This is a genomic window from Vogesella indigofera, assembly GCF_003633895.1.
GTDB classification, from domain to species: domain Bacteria; phylum Pseudomonadota; class Gammaproteobacteria; order Burkholderiales; family Chromobacteriaceae; genus Vogesella; species Vogesella indigofera.
Genome location: NZ_RBID01000011.1, coordinates 626,046 through 649,621 on the forward strand (window position 1 = coordinate 626,046; position 23,576 = coordinate 649,621).

Here is a 23,576-nt window from a genome sequence, read left to right on the forward strand (position 1 = left end):
GCATTGACTCCGGTGGGTAGAGAAATCTTGTCAGGCACGTTCTAAAACCGTTGCGGCCCGGTCATGTTTTATTTTGTATAGGCATCAAGCATAGTGTATTGCCGGCTGATTGTGCGGCCAACATATTGCACTGCAATCACGGGATCGGCTCGATTCGCCGTCAGTATTGCAGTGCGCCGCAACATTCGCGTTGATTAAGCACAAAAAAGGCCTGATTGCGAAATCAGGCCTTTTTTCAACAACCATGCATGTTAATGACGCGGCCGTACCAGCTGCCAGGTGCGACCGAGGTAGGTCACGGCACCAAAACCGCTCCACACGTGCACCAAACGGGTGAACGGGAAGATCACGAACAGGGTCATGCCCATGAACAGGTGCGCCTTGAACATCGGCGACACGCCGGCGACAAAGGTGGCGGCATCGCCACGGAAGGTGATGATGTGCTGTGCCCAGCTCATCAGCAACACCATTTCGTGACCATCCAGATGACCGGCCGATACCGCGATGGTGGACAGGCCGAGCAGCAGGGTGGCCAGGATCCACAGCAGCACCAACTTGTCACGCCAGGTGGTGTTGGCCGTCAGGCGATCGTTGGAGAAACGGCGATGCAACAGCAGCAGCACGCCGATCAGGCACAGGGTCCCCATGATGCCGCCGGCGGTCATCGCGAATACCTGCTTGAAGCTGTGCGTCACGCCCAGCGCATCCCACACCGCCACCGGCGTCAGCAGGCCGACGGCATGGCCGAAGAACAGGCCGATGATGCCGAGGTGGAACAGGATGTTGCCCAGGCGCAGGCTACCGCGATGCAATAACTGGCTGGATTCACTCTTCCAGCTGTATTGCTCGCGCTCGAAGCGCATCAGGCTGCCAAGCAGGAAAATGGCCAGCGCGATGTAGGGATAGATCCCGAAAATGAATTGATGCAAGTAGTCCATGTCTTTCTCCTTGCGGCCAACGGGTGCGCGCCAGCGCTCACCCGGACCGTCAGCGGATTAATGGCAGGCGGCCGGGCCGCTACCCTTGGGATAGAAATTGACCGGGGCGATCTGCGGCAGCGTCGGCTTCAGCAGCGGCTCGACACCATCGGCACCGGGGCCGAAGGTTTCCAGCGCCTCGTCCATGTCGCGGATCGGCGGCACCGACAGCGGCTCTGGCGCCACCGGCGACAGCGAGACCAGCGCCTGCAGCACGCCGGCGTAGTCGCTACCGCTCTCCACCAGCCGGCCGGCGACGTGGGCAAGTACGTGCACCGCATCACCCAGCAGGCGATTGGCTTCGTCGGCCTCGCACAGCGACAGGAATTCCAGGAACAGCGGCACGTAGTCGGGCAGCTCTTCGCTGACCGGCTCAAAGCCGTGCGCCTTGTACTCCTCGATCAGGTCCACCATCGCCTGGCCGCGGGCGCGGTCCTCGCCGTGGATATGCTCGAACAGGTGCAGCGAGTGCGACGGGTTGCGGTCGAAGATCTGCACGTAGTCCTGCTGCACCTCGATCAGCTCGCCTGCGGCCAACCTTTGCAGCAGCGGCTCGACCGCGGCCACCAGGGTGGCGTCGTCGGCCAGCACCGCGCGGATTTCCGGCAGCGCGGCGATCAGGTCGGGCTGCGGGTAACCCAGCAGCGCCGCCAGCGCACGATAAATCATCGGGTTGTGCATGCTCATTCTCCGGCGTTGGCCTTGCGGTCGCGACGCATGTCGTGGAACACGATGGGGGATGCCTTCTTCTTGCCGAACAGGCTAGGTTCGGACGTGCCGCTGGAGCAGCCGTTACCGAAGGTGAAGCCGCAGCTGGCCTTGTCGTCAAAGGTGTTTTCCACCATTTCCTTGTGGCTGGACGGAATTACGAAGCGGTCTTCGTAGTTGGCAATCGCCATCACCTGGTACATCTCTTCCACTTGCGCGGCCTTGAGATGGGTGCCCTTCAGCGTGCTTTCGTCGATGACCTTCTCCACGCTCTTCTTGCGCATGTAGCGGCGCATGGCGACCATGGTTTCCAGCGCTTTCACCACCGGTTCTTCCTTGCCGGCAGTCAGCAGGTTGGCCAGGTACTGGATCGGGATGCGCAGGTCTTTCACGTCCGGGATGATGCCGTTCTCGCCGATCAGGCCGTTCTCCAGTGCGGACTGGATCGGCGACAGTGGCGGGATGTACCACACCATCGGCAGCGTGCGGTATTCCGGATGCAGCGGGAACGCTACCTTCCACTCCATCGCCATCTTGTAGACCGGCGAGTTCTGTGCGGCCAGCAACCAGCTGTCGGCGATGCCCTGCTTCTTGGCCTCGGCGATCACTTCCGGTGCGTTCGGGTCGAGGAACACGCCCAGTTGCGCTTCGTACAGGCTCTTCGGATCTTCGACGCTGGCAGCGGCTTCGATCTTGTCGGCGTCGTACAGCAGCACGCCCAGATAGCGGATGCGGCCAACGCAGGTCTCGGAGCACACCGTCGGCTGACCGGCTTCGATACGCGGGTAGCAGAAGATGCACTTCTCGGCCTTGCCGGTGGTCCAGTTGTAGTAAATCTTCTTGTACGGGCAACCCGACACGCACATGCGCCAGCCGCGGCACTTGTCCTGGTCGATCAGCACGATGCCGTCGTCTTCACGCTTGTAGATGGAGCCGGACGGGCAGCTGGCGACACAGGCCGGGTTCAGGCAGTGTTCGCACAGGCGCGGCAGGTACATCATGAAGGTGTTCTCGAAGGCCGAGTACATCTCCTTCTGGATACCTTCGAACAGCGCGTCCTTGGAACGCTTGCTGAATTCGCCGCCGAGGTCGTCTTCCCAGTTCGGGCCCCACTCGATCTTGTCCATCTTCTTGCCGGTCAGTACCGAGACCGGGCGTGCGGTCGGCGGCGTGATCATTTCCGGCGCGTTCTGCAGATGTTCGTAGTCGTAGGTGAACGGCTCGTAGTACTCGTCGATTGCCGGCAGGTTCGGGTTGGCGAACACGTTGGCGAGGATCTTCAGACGGCCGCCCTGGCGTGGTTCCAGCTTGCCGTTGGGCTTGCGCACCCAGCCGCCCTGCCATTTGTCCTGGTTCTCCCAGTCCTTGGGATAGCCGATGCCGGGCTTGGTCTCGACGTTGTTGAACCACGCGTATTCGACACCGTCGCGACTGGTCCACACGTTCTTGCAGGTTACCGAACAGGTATGGCAACCGATGCACTTGTCGAGGTTGAGCACCATACCGATTTGGGCACGGATTTTCATTGTGATACTCCTGTTTTTTGCGACAAACCCCGCGCACGACACCTTACAGCGTCACTGCATGCCGGCGCGGGCTTCGCGGCCAAAAGGGTTTAGGCGTTATCAGCCAGCGGCTTGTCCAGCCAGTCCACGTTCTTCATCTTGCGTACGATCACGAATTCGTCGCGGTTGGAGCCGACGGTGCCGTAGTAGTTGAAGCCCCACGACAGCTGGGCATAGCCGCCGATCATGTGCGTCGGCTTGGTGACCGCCCGCGTTACCGAGTTGTGGATACCGCCGCGCTTGCCGCTGGTTTCCGCGCCCGGCACGTTCACGATCTTCTCCTGGGCGTGGTACATCAGGGTCATGCCTTCCGGTACCCGCTGCGACACCACCGCACGGGCAGTCAGCGTACCGTTGACGTTGAACACCTCGATCCAGTCGTTGTCGACGATGCCGGCCTTCTTGGCGTCAATCTCGGACACCCAGACGTGCGGGCCGCCACGCGACAGCGTCAGCATGCGCAGGTTGTCGGAGTAGGTACTGTGGATACCCCACTTCTGGTGCGGCGTAATGAAGTTGAGGACGATCTCGGCGTTGCCGTTCGACTTCTTGCCCAGTACCGCCGCGGTGGTCTTCAGATCGACCGCCGGTTTGTACACACACAGCCCTTCGCCAAACGAACGCATCCACAGGTGATCCTGGTAGAACTGCTGGCGGCCGGTGATGGTGCGCCATGGAATCAGCTCGTGCACGTTGGTGTAGCCGGCGTTGTAGCTGACTTCTTCGCTTTCCAGGCCCGACCAGGTCGGCGAGGAAATGATCTTGCGCGGCTGCGCCTGCACGTCGCGGAAGCGGATGGAGTCATGCTCGCGCGGCAGGGCCAGATGGGTGTGGTCGCGACCGGTAATCTTGGACAGCGCGCCCCAAGCCTTCACTGCCACGTGGCCGTTGGTTTCCGGTGCCAGCGTCAGGATCATCTCGGCGGCGTCGATGGCGGTGTTCAACTTCGGCTGGCCGGCGGCAACCCCTTCTGCCACGGTCTGGTTCAGGCCGCGCAGCACGTCGACTTCGTGGCCGGTCTTCCAGGCGATGCCCTTGCCGCCGTTGCCCACTTTCTCCAGCAGCGGGCCGATGGAGGTGAACTTGTCGTAGATCTTGGTGTAATCGCGCTCCACCACCGTCATCTTCGGCATGGTCTTGCCCGGAATCGGCTCGCACTCGCCTTTTTTCCAGTCGCGCGGGTCGAATGGCTGGCCCAGCTCTTCCGGGGTGTCGTGCATCAGCGGGGTCAGGACCAGATCCTTCTGCACGCCGAGGTAGTCGCCGCCCACTTCCGAGATCGCCTTGGCGAAGCCCTTGTAGATTTCCCAGTCACTCTTCGCCTGCCACAGCGGCTGCACCGCTTCCGACAACGGGTGGATGAACGGGTGCATGTCGGAGGTGTTGAGATCGTCCTTCTCGTACCAGGTCGCGGTCGGCAGCACGATGTCGCCGTACAGGCAGGTGGTGGACATGCGGAAGTCCAGCACCACCAGCAGGTCCAGCTTGCCTTCCACCGCCGGACGCACGGTGATTTCGCTCGGCTTGATGCAGCCTTCTTCGCTGTTCATCACCGCGTTCTGGGTGCCGAGCAGGTACTTCAGGAAGTACTCGTGGCCCTTGCCGGAGGAACCCAGGATGTTGGAACGCCACACGAACATGTTGCGCGGGAAGTTCTTCGGGTTGTCCGGGTCGTTGCAGGCCATGTCCAGCTTGCCGGACTTCAGACCTTCCACAGTGTAGGCGATCGGGTCCTTGCCTTCGGCCGCAGCAAGACGGGTGATGTCCAGCGGGTTGGTGGTCAGCTGCGGTGCCGACGGCAACCAGCCCATGCGCTCGGCCTTGGCGTTGTAATCGATCAGCGCCATGTTGGCCATGCTGCCGTTGGCAGTCGGGCACAGGATCTCGTTGACGCCCAGTTTCTCGTGGCGCCACTGGCTGGTGTGCGCGTAGAAGAAGCTGGTGCCGTTCATCTGGCGGGCCGGACGGTTCCAGTCGGCGGCGAAGGCCAATGGTGCCCAACCGGTTTGCGGACGCAGTTTTTCCTGGCCGACGTAGTGGCACCAGCCACCGCCGCTCTGGCCGATACAACCGCACATCATCAGCATGTTGATGATGCCGCGGTAGGTCATGTCCATGTGGTACCAGTGGTTCAGCGCCGCGCCGACGATCACCATCGACTTGCCGCGGGTCTGGTCGGCGTTCTGCGCGAATTCGCGCGCCACCTGGATCACCATCTCCGGCTTCACGCCGGTGTGTTTCTGCTGCCAGGCCGGGGTGTACGGTACGTCGTCGAAGTAGTCCTTCGCCACGTTGCCGCCGCCGAGGCCACGGTCGATACCGTAGTTGGCCGCCATCAGGTCGAACACGGTGGCCACCAGCGCCTGCTTGCCATCGGCGAGGGTGATGCGCTTGACCGGCACGTTGCGGGTCAGCAGTTCGTCGTGTTCGGCCGCGAAGTACGGGAAGGCCACGCCGACCACATCGTCACGCTGTTCGATCAGCGACAGGCGACCCTTGACTTCGTTGCCGTTGCCGCCGTCCTTCTCTTCCAGGTTCCACTTGCCGGCTTCGCCTTCCGGCTGTGTCCAGCGGAAACCGATGGAGCCGTTCGGCGCCACGATCTTGCCGCTGAGCTCGTCGATGATCAGCGTTTTCCATTCCGGATTGGTGTTCTCGCCCAGATTGGCTTCCAGGTGCGAGGCACGCAGGAAGTAGTCCGGCACGTAACGGCCGCCATCCTGGCGCAGCGTCACCAGCATCGGCATGTCGGTGTACTGACGGATGTAATCGGTGAAGTAGGCCGACGGATTGTCGAGGTGGAATTCCTTGAAGATCACATGGCCCATCGCCATCGCCAGCGCGGCGTCGGTACCCTGCTTCGGCGCCAGCCAGATGTCGCCGAACTTGGCCATTTCGCCGAAGTCGGACGATACCGCCACCGTCTTGGTGCCCTTGTAGCGCACTTCGGTATAGAAGTGGGCATCCGGGGTACGCGTCATCGGGACGTTGGAACCCCACACCATCAGGTAGGTGGAGTTGTACCAGTCGGCCGATTCAGCCACGTCGGTCTGCTCGCCCCATACCTGCGGCGAGGCCGGCGGCAAGTCGCAGTACCAGTCGTAGAACGACAGCGGTACGCCACCGATCAGCGACAGGTAGCGGCTACCGGCGGCGTAGGACACCATCGACATCGCCGGAATCGGCGAGAAGCCGACTACGCGGTCAGGGCCGTAGTTCTTGATGGTGTAGGCATTGGATGCCGCGATGATTTCATTCACTTCATCCCAGCTGGCGCGCACGAAACCGCCCTGGCCACGCTTGGATTTGTACTGCTTGGCTGTTTCCGGGTTCTGGCTGATCTGTTCCCAGGCGTCAATGGCGCCCATGGTCTTGCGGGCTTCGCGCCACAGCTTCATCAGGCGGCCGCGCACCATCGGGTATTTCACGCGCTGGGCGGAATACACGTACCAGCTGTACGACGCACCACGCGGGCAGCCGCGCGGTTCGTGGTTAGGCAGGTCGGGACGGGTACGCGGGTAGTCGGTCTGCTGGGTTTCCCAGGTGATCAGGCCGTTTTTGACATACACCTTCCAGCTACAGGAGCCGGTGCAGTTCACGCCGTGGGTGGAACGCACGATCTTGTCGTGCTGCCAGCGTTGACGGTAGCCGTCTTCCCACTTGCGGTCTTCTTTTACCACCGCACCGTGGCCATCGGCGAAGGTGGATTTCACCTTGCCCAGAAAATTCAGTCTGTCGAGAAAGTGGCTCATTTTGCCTCCGTATTTTTGCCGCCATCGCGGCCCGCAAAGGTTGGCCGCAAGCGAATGCGGATACCTGTGGTCACGGTTGACAGAATAGGAAAACGGGGCAATGGCGCCCATTCGCCACAGGTGGCAGCGATGCGGCGCAGAGGGAGGAAGGCGACTAGTTCGAAAGTGGTAGGCGCCCCCGGCGTTGGGAGGTATCCGCCCCGTGATGCGGCGGCGCGACGACCATGAAAAAGCCGCTCCCAAGGGAGCGGCTTCAGCGCGGCCAAACGGCCATCAGCGTGGTTTGTGGCCGGCAATACCGTAGTAGAAGATGAACAGGTAGCACAGCAGCGGCACCACGAACGACAGCAGCAGTCCGAGACTGTCCGCCAGCGACGCCTGCAGCAGCGGCATCAGCGCCCCGCCGACAATCGCCATGCACAGCACGCCGGAGCCGGCACTGGTGAAGCGCCCCAGGCCGTTCAGCGCCAGCGAGAAGATGGTCGGGAACATGATCGAGTTGCACAGCCCGACCGCCAGCAGGCTCCACATCGCCAGCTTGCCGCCACACAGCACCGCCACGGCGATCAGCAGCACGCTGAGCAGCGCGTTGCAGGCCAGCACCTTGCTGGCGGCGACGTGGCGCATCACCACGCTGCCCAGGAAGCGGCCAACCATGGCGCAGCCCCAGTACACCGCCAGCAGACGGCCGGCCGCGGCCTGGTTCAGGCCACCGATGTCCGGCTGCTCCATCAGGCTGACCAGGAAGCTGCCGATGCTGACCTCGGCACCGACGTAGACGAAGATCGCCACCGCACCCAGTAGCAGATGGCGGTACTGCCACACGCTGTGGCGCACCACCTCACCGGCGGTGGCCGCCTGCTGCGGATGCTCGTCCTTGATTGCCGGCAGGCGCAGCAGTGCGAACACCACCGCGATGGCGAACAGCAGACCGGCCAGCACCAGATACGGCAGTTGCACCGCGCTGGCCTCGGCCACCGCGCCGTCGTGGCTGTCGACCAGGATCAGCATCGCACCCAGCAGCGGCGCCACGGTGGTGCCCAGCGCATTGAATGCCTGGGTCAGGTTGAGGCGGCTGGATGCCGTCTTCGCCGGCCCCAGTCGCGTTACGTAAGGGTTGGCCGCAACCTGCAGCACGGTGATGCCCGCCGCCAGCACGAACAGCGCGCCGAGAAAGGCCGGATACGACAGGCTGGCCGCCGCCGGGTAGAACAGCAGGCAGCCGATGCCGGCGGTGCACAGCCCGGCGACAATGCCGCGCTGGTAGCCACAGGCCTGCACCAGCCGCCCAGCCGGCAGCGACACGACGAAATAGGCGGTAAAGAAGCTGAACTGCACCAGTGCCGCCTGCACATAACTCAGCGCGAACACGCCCTTGAGATGCGGCACCAGGATGTCGTTGAGCGAGGTGATCAGACCCCACATGAAAAACAGGGAAGTCAGCACCGCCAGCGGCTTCCCGTATTGTGGTGTGTGGACATGCTGTGGCATGTGACTAGGGCTCCGTGTGTTGTTATGCATGGGAGCGGTAGTCTAATGACAATGCGGCTTGTACTCGATTACTTTCACCATTCTTACAACAATTAAGCGGCAGTCATTGCAGTGACCGTATTTTTTCCTGTTGATTTTCATGGTCTTGAAAAAATACGGCGTTGCCGACACCACGGCAACGCCCATACACGCCACGCATTAAATGTAAGTTTCATGTAAGAAAATTACCATCATGCCCACGGCGGCGACCACCCTGCCCGCTGCCGGCTCTCGCCCGCAGCGGCCCGGCTCAAGTGGTGTAACAGGCCACGTCGCGACGCATGTTCTGCGCCAGCTCGTGCAGGCGCAGCGCATTGAGCGCAGTGCTTTGCGCCGCGGCGCTGCTCTCCTCGGCTATCTGGGCGATACCTTCCACCTTCTGCGAGATACGGCCGCTGGCTTCGCTCTGCTCGTGGATGGCGGCAGCGATATCCGCCACCTGCTGCCCGACCTGCCCGGCCAGGGTGCGCAGCTCGCCGATGGCGACACCGGCCTCGCGCACCCGCGCCACGCCCTGCTCGACGCGGCCAACCACGTCGCCGATCAGGTGCACGGTGGCGGTCGAGCCTTCGCGGATGCTGGACACGGTGGCGTGAATCTGCCCGGTGGACGCGGTGGTGCGCTCGGCCAGCTTGCGTACCTCGTCGGCAACCACGGCAAAGCCGCGGCCGGATTCGCCGGCACGGGCGGCCTCGATCGCCGCGTTCAGCGCCAGCAGGTTGATCTGGTCGGCAATCTCGCCGATCACGTTGACCACCGAACCGATCGACTCGCTGCGGCTTTGCAGCTCCTGCACATAGCGCGCGGTGTCGTTCACCGCACTGGCGATGCTCTCGATCTCGGTCACCGTGTCACGGATCATCCGTTCGCTGTGCACCACCTGCTGCCCGGAGGCCGTCGCCAGCCGGTCGGCATCGCGGGTGCGCTCGGCAATGTGGCCGATGCTGATGGTAACCGCCTCCACCGCCGCCGCCATCTCCGTGGCCGACACGCTGGCGTGGTGGGCGCCGCTCTTCACCTGCTCGGACGCCACGCTGAGGTCTTCCGCCGCCACCGTCACCGCGTGCGAGTGATGGCCGATCTGGTGGATGGAATCGCGCATCTTGCCCAGCAGGTGGTTGAACGCCTTCAGCAGGCCGCCGATCTCGTCATTCTTGTGCACCACCACGCGCTGCGACAGGTCCTGGCGGTCGGAAATGCCGCGCACCGCCAGCACCGCCGACTGCACCGGGCGGTTGATGCTGCGCAGGATCAGCCAGCCACAGCCGAACAGCAACACCATGGACAGCAGCAGTGACACCGCAAACGCCAGCTTGGCGGAAGCCATTTCCGCCTCGGCCTGCGCCCGGTTGTGGCGGCCCTCGTCCAGCACATCGTTGACGATGGCCGTCACCGAGCTGCCCAGCTCGGTGCCCACCTGGCGCCACGGCTCCATCGCCGCCGACAGTTGCGGCGGCGTCATTCCCGGCGTCACCCGCACCGCGTGCACCCGGTCCAGCAGCAGCAGGTATTGCTCGAACAGCGTGTCAAAGCGTTGCAGGTTGGCCAGGTCCTCGGGATGACGCAGTTGCGACTTCAGCTGCCGCAGCAGCTGGCGCAGCTTGTGCGAGGTTTCGCGGGTACGCAGCCGCGCCTGCAGCTGGAAACTGCTGTCCTGCTCGTACACCTGCAGGATGTCGTCGATACGCAGATCCTTGAACGTGCTGCGGATATTCGCCACCAGCCCCAGCCGCGGGATGATGGTCTCATTGACCACGTCCAGCTTGGCATCGGCCGCCCGCAAGGCGTTCAGGCCCACCATGCTGGGCACCAGCGCCGCCAGCAGGGCCAGAACGGTAAAACACAACAACTTCAGTTTGATGGTCATCGTCACACTCCAGAAGAGGGGTCAAGTCGGTTAACGTCGTGGGCATTACGCTTGCTGGATTTCCTGTCATTGCGTGCGGGTGGCCGCCTGCGGGCGGCTCGTATGGTGATGCGGCAAGGTGTGCGTTATCCCGCCACCGTTGCTGGCGCGCATGACGTATAGCCGGCGGCGCCCTGTGTCAGCCTTGATCCACATCTAGCAATTCACGATGGCGCGCGGTTCGGCGGGATCATCACCGCCGCCGCGGCGCAAAAAAAAAAGCGCCCCGAGGGGCGCCGAAGAAGATTGCAGAAAAAGTCCGCAAACTTGGAGAAGTCGTCAGCAAGGCACTTCCGCGTTCTTGCGGGCGTAGTACCAGCCGTTGATCAGCAGGCAGCTGACGTAGAAGGCGATGAAGGCGTACAGCGCGGCATCGACACCACCGGTCAGCGCGATCGAGGTGCCGTAGCTTTTCGGGATGAAGAAACCACCGTAGGCACCGATGGCACCGGAGAAGCCCAGTACCGCCGCGGCTTCCTTGGTGGCGTCGGCGACCGCTTTTTTCTGTGCTGCATCGCCCTTGCCAGCCATGCGCTGGTGCAGGGTCAGGAAGATGGCCGGTACCTGCATGAAGGTGGAGCCGTTACCGATACCGGTCAGCGCGAACAGGCACAGGAACATGGCGAAGAAGCCCTGGAAGTTGCCACCCTGGCCGCCGTGCGGCAGGAAGTTGAGCACGCCGAACACCGCGGCAATCATCAGTGCGAACACCACCTGCGTCACCTTGGCGCCGCCCATCTTGTCCGACAGCCAGCCACCAACCGGACGCGCCAGCGCGCCGACCAGCGGGCCGAAGAACACGTACTTGCTCGGGTCAACATCCGGGAACTGGCCTTTCATCAGCAGCGGGAAGCCGGCAGCAAAACCGATGAAGGAACCGAAGGTGCCGATGTACAGCCAGCACATCAGCCAGTTGTGCTTGCGCTTGAAGATCACGGCCTGGTCGGCAAACGAGGCCTTGGCCGAAGCGATGTCGTTCATGCCGAACCATGCGGCCAACGTCGACAGCACGATGAACGGCACCCACACGAAGCCGGCGTTCTGCAGCCACATCTGCTTGGTGGCCTCGCCCTTGACCCAGGTTTGCGGTTCGCCGCCGAAGCTGCCGAACAGGCCCATGGTGATCACGATCGGCACCACGAACTGCACCACCGACACGCCGAGGTTACCCAGGCCGGCGTTCAGCCCCAGCGCGGTCCCCTTCTCTGCCTTCGGGTAGAAGAAGCTGATGTTGGACATCGAGGAGCTGAAGTTGCCGCCGCCGAAGCCGCACAGTAGCGCCAGGATCAGCATGGTCACGTAACTGGTGTTCGGGTCCTGCACCGCGAAGCCGATGCCGATCGCCGGGATCAGCAGGCTGGCGGTGGAGATTGCCGTCCAGCGACGACCACCGAAGATCGGCACCATGAAGGAGTAGAAAATGCGCAGCGTGGCGCCGGACAGCGCCGGCAAGGCCGCCAGCCAGAACAGCTGGTTCTGCGTGTAGCTGAAGCCGATATTCGGCATGTTCAGCACTGCCACGCTCCACACCTGCCAGATGATGAAGGCCAGCGTCAGCGCCGGGATGGACAGCCACAGATTGCGGCGGGCGACGGCTTTGCCGTCTTGCTGCCAGAAGCTGGGGCTTTCCGGCTCCCAGCGGGTCAGAACATGAGACGAACTTTGTGACATTTTGTCATCCTCCCTGAAGGGTGGCCCCTGCCACCCCTTAAAATTCATTACGACACATCACACCCGGTGTCAGCCAGGCATCAACGTTCCGCCATGGTCAGCTTTGCGCTCTTGGCAAACGATGCCTCGGCCGCTTCCTCTTTCTGGCGCACGGCGCGGAAGGAGAAGTGCATCCAGATCAGCGACACGCAGACGGTGCCGTACAGCAGCATGAAGGAGCTGGAACGCACCCCGGTCAGGTCGACCAGTGCGCCGAACATGATCGGCAACAGGAAGCCACCCAGGCCGCCGGCAAGGCCGACCACGCCGGATACTGCACCGATGTTGTCGGGGAACTCGTCGGCAATGAACTTGAATACCGAGGCCTTGCCGATTGCCATCGCCACGCCGACGGCGAACAGGATCACCGTGAACATCGTGGTGCCGAGGCCGAGGTGGAAGCTTTGCGGGCCGTTGATGGTCTGGATCACGAACGCGGTCTGCGGGTAGGACAGGATGAAGAAGGCCACCCAGCACACCCACATCACCCCCCAGGTCACCTTGTAGGCGCCGTACTTGTCCGACAGCCAGCCACCGACCGCGCGCAGCACACCGCCGGGCAACGAGAAACAGGCGGCCAGGAAGGCGGCGTGCTTGATATCGAAGCCGTATTCACCGACGTAGTACTTGGTCATCCACAGCGCCAGCGCGACATAGCCGCCGAACACCACCGAGTAGTACTGGCAGTAGCGCAGCACCGCCGGGTCTTTCATCAGCGCCCACTGCTGCGCCAGCGAGGTCTTGCTGGTCACCAGATGCTTGGGATCGTGGAAGGAGAAGAACCAGAACAGGATGGCGGTAATCAGCATGATCACCGCATAGACGGTCGGTACCATCTGCCAGCCGGCAGCAGCGATGATGCCGGGCGCGATCAGCTTGGTCAGCGAAGAACCGGCGTTACCGGCGCCGAACACGCCCATCGCCATGCCCTGCTGCTCCTTGCGGAACCAGCGCGCCACGTAGGGGGTGCCCACCGAGAACGAGCCGCCGGCGAGACCGACACAGAGGCCGATGGCGAGGAAGTGCCAGTACTTGGTGGCAAACTGCATCGCGTAGATCGGGATCACGCAGGTCAGCATCAGCAGGAACAGGACGATGCGGCCGCCGAAGCGGTCGGTCCAGATGCCCAGCGGCACCCGCACCAGCGAACCGGTCAGCACCGGCGTTGCCGCCAGGATGCCGAACTGGGTTTCCGACAGGCCGAGCTGTTCCTTGATCGGAATGCCCAATACCGCAAACATCATCCAGATCATGAAGCACACGGTAAACGCCACCGTGCTGGAGGCCAGCACAGCGTATTGCTTGTAAGTATTCGAAGCCATGGTGAGCTACCCGCGCGATTAGTACAGCTCACACCTTACGCCGCCGCGCATGCGGCCAACATTCGCCACAGGGTTAAACCCTACAACGATTAAGGGTTAGCCGTACAAGGCCAATTGGCGGGGGAAACTAGTTCGAAAGGAGGAGTTGGCCGCCCGCGGACAAACGGCGGCGGGCTGCCCGCCATTGCGCGAATCGGCTATGATGCAGACATCGTGATGCTGCCTGCCGCCGCATCACGTTTTGCATTATGCGGGAGCCTCCCGCCAGACCCATTGAAGGAGCGACCATGAGCAGCCTGCCGGCGATCACCCTGTCCAGCCTGGACCACTTGCGTCTGACCAACCTGATCGAACGGGTTTCGGTCAAGGATTTCCCGGGGGTGACCGCACTGGAAGCAGAGCTCGACCGCGCCGAGGTGGTCGAACCTCGGGACATGCCGGCCGATGTGATCAGCATGAACAGCTGCGCCCGCATCCGCCTGCACAACAGCGGCGAGGCGCGCGAGATCACGTTATGCTATCCGGCCGACGCCGATGCCGACAACGGCCGCATTTCCATCCTGGCGCCGATCGGCAGCGCGCTGCTGGGGCTGGCCGTCGGCCAGCAGATCGACTGGCCGCTGCCGGACGGCAGCCACACCCGCATCGAGGTGCTGGCGGTCAGCTACCAGCCGGAAGCCGACGGCGACTACCTGCGCTGACACCAACGCAGGCGAAAAACAAAAACGTTGGCCGCAATCGCGAGATTGCGGCCAACGTTTTGTCTTGCGGCAAACCGCCAGCGCTTACCAGCAGCGCTTGATCAGCCCCGCCAGCTGCACCAGCCGGCCGTGGAAGAAGTGACCGGCCTCCGGCAGCACGATCACCGGCAGATGTTGCGGCCGCGCCCATACCATCACGTTTTCCAGCGGTACCACCTCGTCCGCCTCGCCGTGGATCACCAGCGTATCGGCCGGCACCTCCGGCGTCGGAATCTCGTACTTGCCCACCGCCGGCCCCATCAGCAACAGCTTGTCGGCGTCGATACGGGCACGGGTGCGTGCCGCGACGAAGCCGCCGAAGGAGAAGCCGGCCAGTGCCAGCGGCAGCGTGCCGTGCTGCTGCCGTGCGTAATCGACCACCGCGATCACGTCGTCGACCTCGCCGATGCCGTGATCGTGGTTGCCGCCACTGCTGCCGACGCCGCGCAGGTTGGGCAGGTAGCAGGTATAGCCCAGCTGCGACAGCGCCTTGGCCGCGGTCTGGATCACCTTGTTGGTATTGGTGCCGCCCTGCGTCGGATTGGGGTGGCACACCACGGCGATACCGGTCTGCTCGCCCGCCGCGGGGATGACGATGGTTTCGAGCACGCCGACCGGGCCGGCGATGTCGATCTTCTGCATCGCTTTCAGCATCAGATTTTCAGCCTTTCCACGATACGGCCATGGACCATGTGCTCTTCGACGATCTCGTCGATGTCGGCCTTGTCGATGAAGGTGTACCAGGTCTCCTGCGGGTACACCACCAGCACCGGGCCTTCGTCGCAGCGGCCGAGACAGCCGGCCTTGTTGACGCGGATCTGGCCGCTGCCGTTGAGGCCGCGCGCCTTGATCTGGTCTTTCATATAGCCCAGCAGCTCGCTGGAGCCGAAGTTGTTGCAGCACATTTCGCCTTCGGCGCGCTGGTTACAGCAGACAAAAACATGTTTGTCGAAAAAGCTCATCGGGATTCCCTGTCTAGACCTGCGGCCAACCCTGCAAGGTTGGCCGCAACAAATTGCTTAACCGTCGGCGTCGGCCCAGCCGGTGACGCCGTGTATCGCCGCGTTGTCGAATTTGGCGTGCATGCCCAGCCACGCCAGCCGCACCTTGCCGGTGGGGCCGTTACGGTGCTTGCCGATAATGGCTTCCGCCAGACCCTTGTCCGGCGAATCGGGGTTGTAGTACTCGTCGCGGTACATGAAGATGATGATGTCGGCGTCCTGCTCGATGGCGCCGGATTCGCGCAAGTCGGACATCATTGGCCGCTTGTCGGTACGCTGTTCCACGCTACGCGACAGCTGCGACAGCGCGATCACCGGCACCTGCAGCTCCTTGGCCAGGCCCTTCAGGCCACGCGAGATCTCGCCCAGCTCGGAGGCGCGGTTGTCGCTGCGGCCGGAGCCCGACATCAGCTGCATGTAGTCGATCACGATCAGGCCGAGCTTGCCGCCGTGCTGGCGCGCCAGTCGCCGTGCCCGGGCGCGCAGCTCCAGCGCGGTCAGCGCCGGGGTTTCGTCGATGTACATCGGCGCATCGGACAGCTTGCCGATGGCGTAGGTCAGCTTCTGCCAGTCCTCGTCGCCGAGCTTGCCGGTACGCAGGATGTGCTGGTCCAGCCGACCGACCGAACCCAGCATCCGCATCACCAGCTGGGTGCCACCCATTTCCATCGAGAACACCGCCACCGGCAGGCCGGCCTCGATCGCCACGTGTTCGGCGATGTTCATCGAGAACGCGGTCTTGCCCATCGACGGACGGCCGGCGACGATCACGAGGTCCCCCGGTTGCAGGCCGGAGGTCTTGGCGTCGAGATCGGTAAAGCCGGTCGGCACGCCGGTGACCTCGTCCGGATTGTCGCGGCTGTAGAGCATGTCGATGCGCTCGACCACCTCTTTCAGCAACGCCGGCATTTCCAGAAAGCCCTGCTTGGACTTGGCGGTGGACTCCGCGATCTGGAACACCTTGCCCTCGGCCTCGTCCAAGAGCTGCGCCGCGTCGCGGCCCAGCGGGTTGTAGGCCGATTCGGCGATCTCGGTGCCGACCAGCGCCAGCGAGCGCATCACCGATCGCTCGCGCACGATCTCGGCGTAGCGGCGGATGTTGGCCGCCGACGGCGTGTTCTGCGCCAGCATCGCGAGGTAAGCCAGGCCGCCGACGCTGCCCAGCTCGGCATTCTTGTCCAGGCTTTCGGAGACGGTCACCACGTCCGCCGGACGCGCGATGTCGACCAGTCGGGCGATGTGCTTGAAGATCACGCGGTGATCGTGGCGGTAGAAATCGGCCTCGGTCAGCAGATCGGCAATCTTTTCCCAGGCGCTGTTGTCCAGCAGCAGGCCGCCGAGTACCGATTGTTCGGCCTCGATCGAGTGTGGCGGCGTGCGGATGGCCGCCACCGAGGAGTCGTTGAAATCGTAATCGCTCATAAAGCTTGGGGTATCCGGTGATGCCATTTAGCCGTGGCGCGGCCGACCACGGGTGCGCGCGAGCGCACACCACAAGGTTGGCCGCAGCCAGGCAGGAGAGAGCGTGATTCTAACAGTTTTTGCCGGCGACAACGCCGGAAGACCACGCCCACTGGAAGTTATAACCGCCCAGCCAGCCGGTGATGTCGACCACCTCGCCGATGAAGAACAGCCCTGGCACGTCGTTCGCCATCATCGTCTTGGACGACAGTGCCTTGGTGGACACCCCGCCGCGGGTGACCTCGGCCTTCTTGTAGCCCTGGGTGCCGTTGGGCAGCACACGCCAGTTATGCAGCGTTTCCGCCAGCTGGCGGCGCTTTTTCGGCGACAGGTCGCGGCCGCGCACATTGGCGCCCTGCCCGTCCAGCCACGCCTCGGCAAAACGCTTCGGCCAGCCCAGCTCGCCCATGGCGTTGGCCAGCAGCTGTTCGCTGCCGGCGCGTTCTTCCAGCCACGCCTCGGCATCAAGATCCGGCAGCAAGTCGATGACGATCTCCTGCCCCGGCTGCCAGTAGCTGGAAATCTGCAGGATAGCCGGCCCGGACAGGCCCTTGTGGGTGAACAGCACGTTTTCGCGGAAGCGCACCTTGCCGATGCGCACCTCGGTATCCAGCGATACCCCGGCCAGCGGCGCAAAGCGGGCCGCATCCTCGACGTGGAAGGTCAGCGGCACCAGCGCCGGATCGAGCTTTGTTACCGGCAGGCCGAACTGCTCGGCGATCTGGTAGCCGAAGGCGGTGGCCCCGATCTGCGGGATCGACAGCCCGCCGGTGGCGATCACCAGCGATTCGCAACTGAAGCTGCCGGCGCTGGTTGCAAGCTGGAACGCCTCGTTGCGGCCAACCTGGTGCACGCTCACGCCCATGCGGCGGTCGACGTTGGCCGCACGGCACTCGGCATCGAGCATGTCGATCAGTTGCTGGCTACTGTCGTCGCAGAACAGCTGTCCCAGCTTTTTCTCGTGATAGGCGATACCGTAGCACTCCATCAGCGCGATGAAATGCTGCGGCGTGTACTGTGCCAGTGCCGAGCGGCAAAAATTCGGATTCTCCGACACATAGCAGTCATGACGGGCGTGCACATTGGTGAAGTTGCTGCGCCCGCCACCGGAAATGCGGATCTTCTCCGCCAGCTTGGCGGCGTGATCCAGCAGCAGCACGCGGCGGCCGCGCTGGCCGGCGGTGGCGGCACACATCATGCCGGCGGCGCCGGCGCCGATCACAATTACGTCGAAATGCACAAAGCGAACCTTTAGTGTAGTGATTTAGTCAAGAATTGGCGCATTCGCACAATTACAGTAAACTTCATTGGTCGAACAGCGCATGCTGTTTTACTTTTTAACTCTGGAGAGCACGATGGAACACAAACTGCCCGAACTGCCGTACGCGCTGGACGCCCTGGCACCGATCATTTCCAAGGAAACCCTGGAATTCCACTACGGCAAGCATCACCAGACCTACATCACCAACCTGAACAACCTGATCAAGGGTACCGAGTTCGAGAACGCCTCGCTGGAAGAAATCGTCAAGAAATCCTCCGGTGGCATCTTCAACAACGCCGCCCAGGTTTGGAACCACACTTTCTACTGGTTCGGTCTGGCACCGAACGCCGGTGGCGAGCCGACCGGCGCGCTGGCTGACGCCATCAACGCCAAGTGGGGTTCGTTCGACGAATTCAAGAAAGCCTTTGCTGCCTGTGCCGTTGGCACCTTCGGCTCCGGCTGGGCCTGGCTGGTGAAAAACACCGACGGCAGCCTGGATCTGGTGTCCACCAGCAACGCCGCTACCCCGCTGACCACCGACAAGCAGCCACTTCTGACTTGCGACGTGTGGGAACACGCTTACTACATCGACTACCGCAACAGCCGTCCGAACTACCTGGAAGGCTTCTGGAAGCTGGTGAACTGGGACTTCGTGGCGAAAAACTTCGCTGCCTGATCCCTGCCCTGAGGGCAAAACCAGAAAAGGCCCCTTGCGGGGCCTTTTTGCTTGCTGCCGGTTTACTGATCCGCCGGCTGCTGGCTGATCATCACCTTGTCGCGATTGCGCAGCTCGTCCAGGTAGGAGATCAGCACCGTATTGGCCGACATCTCGCCCAGCACACCCTTCAGCTGCGCCAGTTCCGGCGCCGAAGCGGTCGGTGCCTTGTCGACGCTGTCGATGCGATAGATCACGTAGTCGCCGTTGTCGCGGCGGGCACCGGCAAACGCCGGCAGCTTGCCAACGTTGGCCGCAAACACCGCACGCAGCTCCGGTACGGCCATGCCGTTGGCGGCACGACGCGACACCTTGCGCAACGCGCCCCAGCTCTGGCCATCCAGCCCCTTGCCGGCCTTGAAGTCGGCCACCAGTTGCAGGCCGCGTTTCTCGGCACGGTTGGCCGCCTCACGCGCGGTCAGCTCGGCGCGCACTTGCGCCTGCACCTCGGCCAGCGGTTTCTGACGCTGTGGCTGGTACTGCTTGACGCGTAGCACCACCGCATTGCTGGCCGACAGTTCCACCGGTTCGCTGTTGTGCTTCTTCTTCAGCACATCGTCGCCGTAGACCGCCTCCAGCACCTTGGCATTACCCAGCACCGCGTCACCGGCGATACCGCTGCGGCTCATCGCCGGCCCGGTTTTCACTGTCAGCTTCAGTTGCTCGGCCAGTCCCTGCAGCGAGTCCGGCTGCTGGTAGGCAAGATCACCCATCTTCTCCAGCTGTGCACGATAGCTGGCACCGGCCTTGTCACGCTTCAGCTTCTCGATCACCGCCGCCTTCTGGCCGGCGAAATCGACCGCCTTCACTTCATCCAGTTTCAGGATGTGGAAGCCGAACTCGGTTTCCACCACGGCACTGATCTGGCCCGGCTGCAGCGCAAAGGCTGCTTCCTCGAATGGCTTGACCATCGCGCCACGGCCGAAGAAGCCGAGGTCGCCGCCCTGTTCGGCGGAACCTGGGTCCTGCGAACGGGCCTTGGCCAGCGCGGCAAAGCCGGCCGGATTGGCCTTGAGCTGCTGCAGCAACGCTTCCGCCTGCGCCTTCACCGCCGCCTTGGCTTCCGGCTTCGCCGCCGCATCCACGGTCAACAGGATATGCGACACGCGGCGCTCTTCGCTGCCGAATTCCGTCTTGTGCTTGTCGAAGTACGCCTGCGCCTCGGCATCGCTGACCACCTGCGTCGCCGCCACCTCATCCAGCGACAGCGACACGTACTCGATCACCGCCGATTCCGGCTCCAGATAGCGCGTCTTGTTGCTGTCGTAGTAGGCCTTGACCGCAGCGTCATCAATCTTGACGTCGGCGGCAAAGCCGGCCGGCGTGATCAGCACTTCGCGCACTTCGCGCGATTCGCCGAACAGCGCGCCCATGCGGGCGAGCACGCTGGACGACACGAAATGGGTATTCAGGTACGGCGTGATCTGCGTCTGCAGCATCAGATCGCGGCGGACGTCAGCTTCGAAATCCTCTGCCGAGCGGTAGCGGCTCTTGATGAATTCGGCGTAACGGGCCTGACTGAACTTGCCGTTTTCCTGGAACGTCGGAATGGTGGCAATCGCCTGGCGCAGCTGCTCCACGCTCGGCGTGATGCCGTTGCGCTCAGCCGCAGCAATCAGCAGTTGCTGGCGAATCAGGTTCTCCAGCACCGCCTGGCGGGTCGCGGCGTTGGCCGGCTGGCCTTCCAGCTGGCGCTCGACATCGCGGGCAAAAATCTTGTTGTCGCCGACTTTGGCCAGGAAAGGCTCGTCAACGGCAGCGGTATAGCTACCAACGCCAAAGCCGACAAAGGTCAGCGCTACCGCGCCAAGAATGACTTTGATCGCCGTTTGATTGTTCTGGACAAAATTGAACATGGATTCGGTTTGTTACCAAAAAAACAAGGTGAACGGTTTTGCCGTTCACCTTGTTGTTTGTCTGGCGGAGTCTGCGGCCGGGGCCGCGACACTTGCTGCCTCAAGCCTTCAAGTGCACTCCCCTCACAATACGACAGGACGGGAACCAACCTGTCTCCCGGTTACCCGGGAATGTGCACTCTTACAGCGCGTCTTTCAGTGCCTTGCCGGCACGGAATTTCGGAGACTTGGCAGCAGCGATAGTGATGGTTTCGCCCGTTTTCGGGTTGCGGCCACTACGCTCTGCGCGTTCACCAACATAGAAAGTACCAAAGCCTACAACAGTAACGGTATCGCCAGCCTTCAGCGCGTCAGTTACGGCATCGATCATGCCATCCAGCGCTTTGCCAGCAGCTGCTTTAGAAATGTCTGCTTTGGCGGCAATCGCGTCAATCAGTTCAGACTTGTTCACGTTAAGTCCCCTTTCGTCGTTCTCGGTGTACGTAGTACTGAAATAAACCGCTAGCTTTATAACAAGGCCAAAAACCTTGTGTCAAGCGGCTTCCAGCTGGGGTCAAGCCTGAATCAACCCCTTCTGGAAGCCGATGCTAGCGCGCTTTTCCAGCTAAATCAAAACAAAGCGTCATCAGTGCGTTACAACAGGGGCATTTTGCACATCATCCGCCGCCGGATTTGCAACAGTCGGTGCGGCATCGGCCAGTGGCTCCGGCGCATGCTCCAGCGCCAGCGCCAGCACCTCGTCAAACCACTTCACCGGATGGATTTCCAGCTTGCTCTTGATGTTGGCCGGAATTTCGGCCAGATCCTTGACGTTGTTCTTCGGAATCAGCACGTGCTTGATGCCGCCACGCTGCGCCGCCAGCAGCTTTTCCTTGAGACCGCCGATGGGCAGCACCTCGCCACGCAGGGTGATCTCGCCGGTCATCGCCACGTCGGCACGCACCGGGATACCGGTCAGCACCGAAACCAGCGCGGTGGCCATGGCAGCGCCCGCAGAAGGGCCATCCTTGGGGGTCGCCCCTTCCGGCACGTGAATGTGCATGTCGTGCTTCTCGTAGAAGTCAGGACGGATACCCAGTTGTGCGGCACGGCTGCGCACCACGGTCAGCGCCGCGGTAATCGACTCCTGCATCACCTCGCCCAGCTGACCGGTACGGATGATGTTGCCCTTGCCCGGCAACGCCGCCGCCTCGATGGTCAGCAATTCGCCGCCGACTTCGGTCCACGCCAGACCGGTAACCTGGCCGATGCGGTTCTGCTCTTCGGCGACGCCGTATTCGAAGCGCTGCACCCCCAGATACTTGTCGAGGTTCTTCGGCGTGACCATCACCTTGCTGGTCTTGCCATCTTTCTTCAGCGACTGCTGGGTCACCACCTTGCGGCAGATCTTGGCAATCTCGCGGTCGAGACTGCGCACCCCGGCCTCTCGGGTGTAGTAACGCACGATGTCACGGATCGCGGCCTCCTGGATCACCAGTTCGCCTTCGGCAACGCCGTTGGCCTTCACCTGCTTGTCGACCAGATACTTGACGGCGATGCTGACCTTCTCGTCCTCGGTGTAGCCGGAAAGACGGATGATCTCCATGCGGTCCAGTAGCGCCGGCGGAATGTTCAGCGAGTTGGCGGTTGCCACGAACATCACGTCGGACAGGTCAAAGTCGACCTCGGCGTAATGATCGACGAAAGCGTGATTCTGTTCCGGATCCAGCACTTCCAGCAGTGCCGACGACGGATCGCCACGGAAATCGGCGCCCATCTTGTCCACTTCATCCAGCAGGAACAGCGGGTTCTTCACGCCGGCCTTGCTCATGTTCTGCAGCACCTTGCCCGGCATCGAGCCGATATAGGTACGACGGTGACCACGAATCTCGGACTCGTCACGCACGCCGCCCAGCGCCATGCGCACGAACTTGCGGTTGGTGGCGCGGGCAATCGACTGCCCCAGCGAGGTCTTGCCTACACCGGGCGGCCCGACCAGGCACAGGATCGGCGCCTTGAGCTTGTCGACACGCTTCTGCACCGCGAGGTATTCCAGGATGCGCTCCTTGACCTTTTCCAGGCCAAAGTGGTCTTCGTCGAGGATGGCTTCGGCGGCATCGATTTCCTTGCTGACCTTGGTTTTCTTTTTCCACGGCAGATCAAGCAGGGTTTCGATGTAGTTGCGCACCACGGTGGCTTCGGCGGACATCGGCGACATCATCTTGAGCTTTTTCAGCTCGGCCATCACCTTGTCCTTGGCCTCTTTCGTCATGCCGGCCAGCTTGATTTTCTTCTCAAGCTCATCGATCTCGCTGGCTTCGTCGTCTTCGCCCAGCTCTTTCTGGATTGCCTTGACCTGCTCGTTCAGGTAGTACTCGCGCTGGCTCTTTTCCATCTGGCGCTTGACGCGGCCTCGGATGCGCTTCTCCACCTGCAGGATGTCGATCTCGCTTTCCATCAGCCCCAGCAGGTGCTCGATGCGGACCTGGATGTCGAACATCTCCAGGATTTCCTGCTTCTGCTCCAGCTTCAACGGCAGGTGCGCGACGATGGTGTCGGCCAGGCGGCCGGCACGGTCGATGCCATTCAGCGAGGACAGGATCTCGCTCGGGATCTTCTTGTTCAGTTTGACGAACTGCTCGAACTGGGCCAGCAGCGCACGGCGCAGCGCTTCCACTTCGGCGGTGTCGGCGCCGTCCAGAGCAACCGGAGTGATGTCGGCGGTGAAATACTCGTCGGCATCGCCATGCACCAGATCGACCTTGGCACGCTGCCGGCCCTCGACCAGCACCTTGACCGTGCCGTCGGGCAGCTTGAGCATTTGCAGAATGGTCGCCACGGTGCCGATGGCATGCAGATCCTCGGCAGACGGTTCATCCTTGGAGGCCGAGCGCTGGGCTACCAGCAGGATTTGCTTGCCATCATCCATCGCCTTTTCCAGCGCACGGATGGACTTGGCACGCCCGACAAACAGCGGAATGACCATGTGGGGGAAGACAACGACATCGCGCAGCGGCAGCAGTGGCAGCGTGGCTTTATCAATGAGTTCGGTGGTTTGGGGCATATCACCTAACCTTAACAGGGAGGAATTCA

Annotated in this window: 17 protein-coding genes; 2 read left to right on the forward strand and 15 right to left on the reverse strand. The window is 62.5% G+C overall.

Annotated elements, in window-relative coordinates:
* Nucleotides 1-251: 251 nt before the first annotated feature.
* From narI to C8E02_RS05365, 8 genes are all read right to left on the reverse strand, one after another.
* A complete protein-coding gene (gene narI, locus C8E02_RS05330; RefSeq protein ID WP_120809937.1) occupies nucleotides 252-938 on the reverse strand; it encodes a respiratory nitrate reductase subunit gamma in 687 nt (228 codons plus the stop codon).
* A gap of 57 nt (nucleotides 939-995) precedes the next feature.
* A complete protein-coding gene (gene narJ, locus C8E02_RS05335) occupies nucleotides 996-1,658 on the reverse strand; it encodes a nitrate reductase molybdenum cofactor assembly chaperone (protein WP_369793019.1) in 663 nt (220 codons plus the stop codon).
* A gap of 2 nt (nucleotides 1,659-1,660) precedes the next feature.
* Nucleotides 1,661-3,211, reverse strand: a complete 1,551-nt coding sequence (narH, locus tag C8E02_RS05340; RefSeq protein WP_120809938.1) for a nitrate reductase subunit beta — start codon at nucleotides 3,209-3,211, stop codon at nucleotides 1,661-1,663.
* A gap of 89 nt (nucleotides 3,212-3,300) precedes the next feature.
* Nucleotides 3,301-7,002 (reverse strand): nitrate reductase subunit alpha, encoded by a 3,702-nt coding sequence (locus C8E02_RS05345; RefSeq protein ID WP_047965430.1) that lies wholly within the window; start codon nucleotides 7,000-7,002, stop codon nucleotides 3,301-3,303.
* A 273-nt stretch (nucleotides 7,003-7,275) separates the two neighbouring features.
* Entirely contained in the window at nucleotides 7,276-8,493 is a 1,218-nt protein-coding gene (locus tag C8E02_RS05350) for a sugar MFS transporter (protein ID WP_120809939.1), read from the reverse strand.
* A 289-nt stretch (nucleotides 8,494-8,782) separates the two neighbouring features.
* Complete coding sequence (locus tag C8E02_RS05355; protein WP_120809940.1) at nucleotides 8,783-10,399, reverse strand: methyl-accepting chemotaxis protein; 1,617 nt, start codon at nucleotides 10,397-10,399, stop codon at nucleotides 8,783-8,785.
* Nucleotides 10,400-10,717: 318 nt separating this feature from the next.
* The gene (locus C8E02_RS05360) at nucleotides 10,718-12,109 is read right to left on the reverse strand and encodes a NarK family nitrate/nitrite MFS transporter (protein ID WP_120809941.1); all 1,392 of its coding nucleotides are present in this window, start codon (nucleotides 12,107-12,109) and stop codon (nucleotides 10,718-10,720) included.
* Nucleotides 12,110-12,189: 80 nt separating this feature from the next.
* The gene (locus tag C8E02_RS05365; RefSeq protein WP_047965433.1) at nucleotides 12,190-13,470 is read right to left on the reverse strand and encodes an MFS transporter; all 1,281 of its coding nucleotides are present in this window, start codon (nucleotides 13,468-13,470) and stop codon (nucleotides 12,190-12,192) included.
* A 287-nt stretch (nucleotides 13,471-13,757) separates the two neighbouring features.
* Here C8E02_RS05365 and rnk point away from each other — a divergent pair, with 287 nt between their 5' ends.
* The gene (rnk, locus tag C8E02_RS05370) at nucleotides 13,758-14,171 is read left to right on the forward strand and encodes a nucleoside diphosphate kinase regulator (protein ID WP_120809942.1); all 414 of its coding nucleotides are present in this window, start codon (nucleotides 13,758-13,760) and stop codon (nucleotides 14,169-14,171) included.
* Nucleotides 14,172-14,255: 84 nt separating this feature from the next.
* Here rnk and C8E02_RS05375 read toward each other — a convergent pair whose 3' ends face one another.
* From C8E02_RS05375 to C8E02_RS05390, 4 genes are all read right to left on the reverse strand, one after another.
* Nucleotides 14,256-14,864, reverse strand: a complete 609-nt coding sequence (locus C8E02_RS05375) for an alpha/beta hydrolase (RefSeq protein WP_120809943.1) — start codon at nucleotides 14,862-14,864, stop codon at nucleotides 14,256-14,258.
* Complete coding sequence (locus tag C8E02_RS05380) at nucleotides 14,864-15,172, reverse strand: (2Fe-2S) ferredoxin domain-containing protein (protein WP_047965436.1); 309 nt, start codon at nucleotides 15,170-15,172, stop codon at nucleotides 14,864-14,866. Before C8E02_RS05380 ends, C8E02_RS05375 begins: the two co-directional genes overlap by 1 nt.
* Nucleotides 15,173-15,229: 57 nt before the next feature.
* Nucleotides 15,230-16,633 carry a replicative DNA helicase gene (gene dnaB / locus C8E02_RS05385; RefSeq protein ID WP_047965437.1) on the reverse strand — a complete coding sequence of 468 codons (1,404 nt, stop codon included), beginning with the start codon at nucleotides 16,631-16,633 and terminating at the stop codon, nucleotides 15,230-15,232.
* A gap of 109 nt (nucleotides 16,634-16,742) precedes the next feature.
* Complete coding sequence (locus C8E02_RS05390) at nucleotides 16,743-17,912, reverse strand: BaiN/RdsA family NAD(P)/FAD-dependent oxidoreductase (protein ID WP_120809944.1); 1,170 nt, start codon at nucleotides 17,910-17,912, stop codon at nucleotides 16,743-16,745.
* Nucleotides 17,913-18,027: 115 nt separating this feature from the next.
* On the opposite strand from C8E02_RS05390, the gene sodB reads away from it, so the two are divergent.
* Complete coding sequence (gene sodB / locus C8E02_RS05395; protein WP_120809945.1) at nucleotides 18,028-18,609, forward strand: superoxide dismutase [Fe]; 582 nt, start codon at nucleotides 18,028-18,030, stop codon at nucleotides 18,607-18,609.
* A 62-nt stretch (nucleotides 18,610-18,671) separates the two neighbouring features.
* On the opposite strand, the gene C8E02_RS05400 is transcribed toward sodB, so the two are convergent.
* The 3 genes from C8E02_RS05400 to lon all read right to left on the reverse strand — a co-directional run bounded on the left by C8E02_RS05400 (nucleotide 18,672) and on the right by lon (nucleotide 23,547).
* On the reverse strand, nucleotides 18,672-20,504 hold the full coding sequence (locus tag C8E02_RS05400; RefSeq protein ID WP_120809946.1) for a SurA N-terminal domain-containing protein: 1,833 nt from the start codon (nucleotides 20,502-20,504) through the stop codon (nucleotides 18,672-18,674).
* Between the two features lie 181 nt (nucleotides 20,505-20,685).
* The gene (locus tag C8E02_RS05405; RefSeq protein ID WP_017509554.1) at nucleotides 20,686-20,955 is read right to left on the reverse strand and encodes an HU family DNA-binding protein; all 270 of its coding nucleotides are present in this window, start codon (nucleotides 20,953-20,955) and stop codon (nucleotides 20,686-20,688) included.
* A 174-nt stretch (nucleotides 20,956-21,129) separates the two neighbouring features.
* Nucleotides 21,130-23,547 carry an endopeptidase La gene (gene lon, locus C8E02_RS05410; protein WP_120809947.1) on the reverse strand — a complete coding sequence of 806 codons (2,418 nt, stop codon included), beginning with the start codon at nucleotides 23,545-23,547 and terminating at the stop codon, nucleotides 21,130-21,132.
* Nucleotides 23,548-23,576 lie beyond the last annotated feature (29 nt).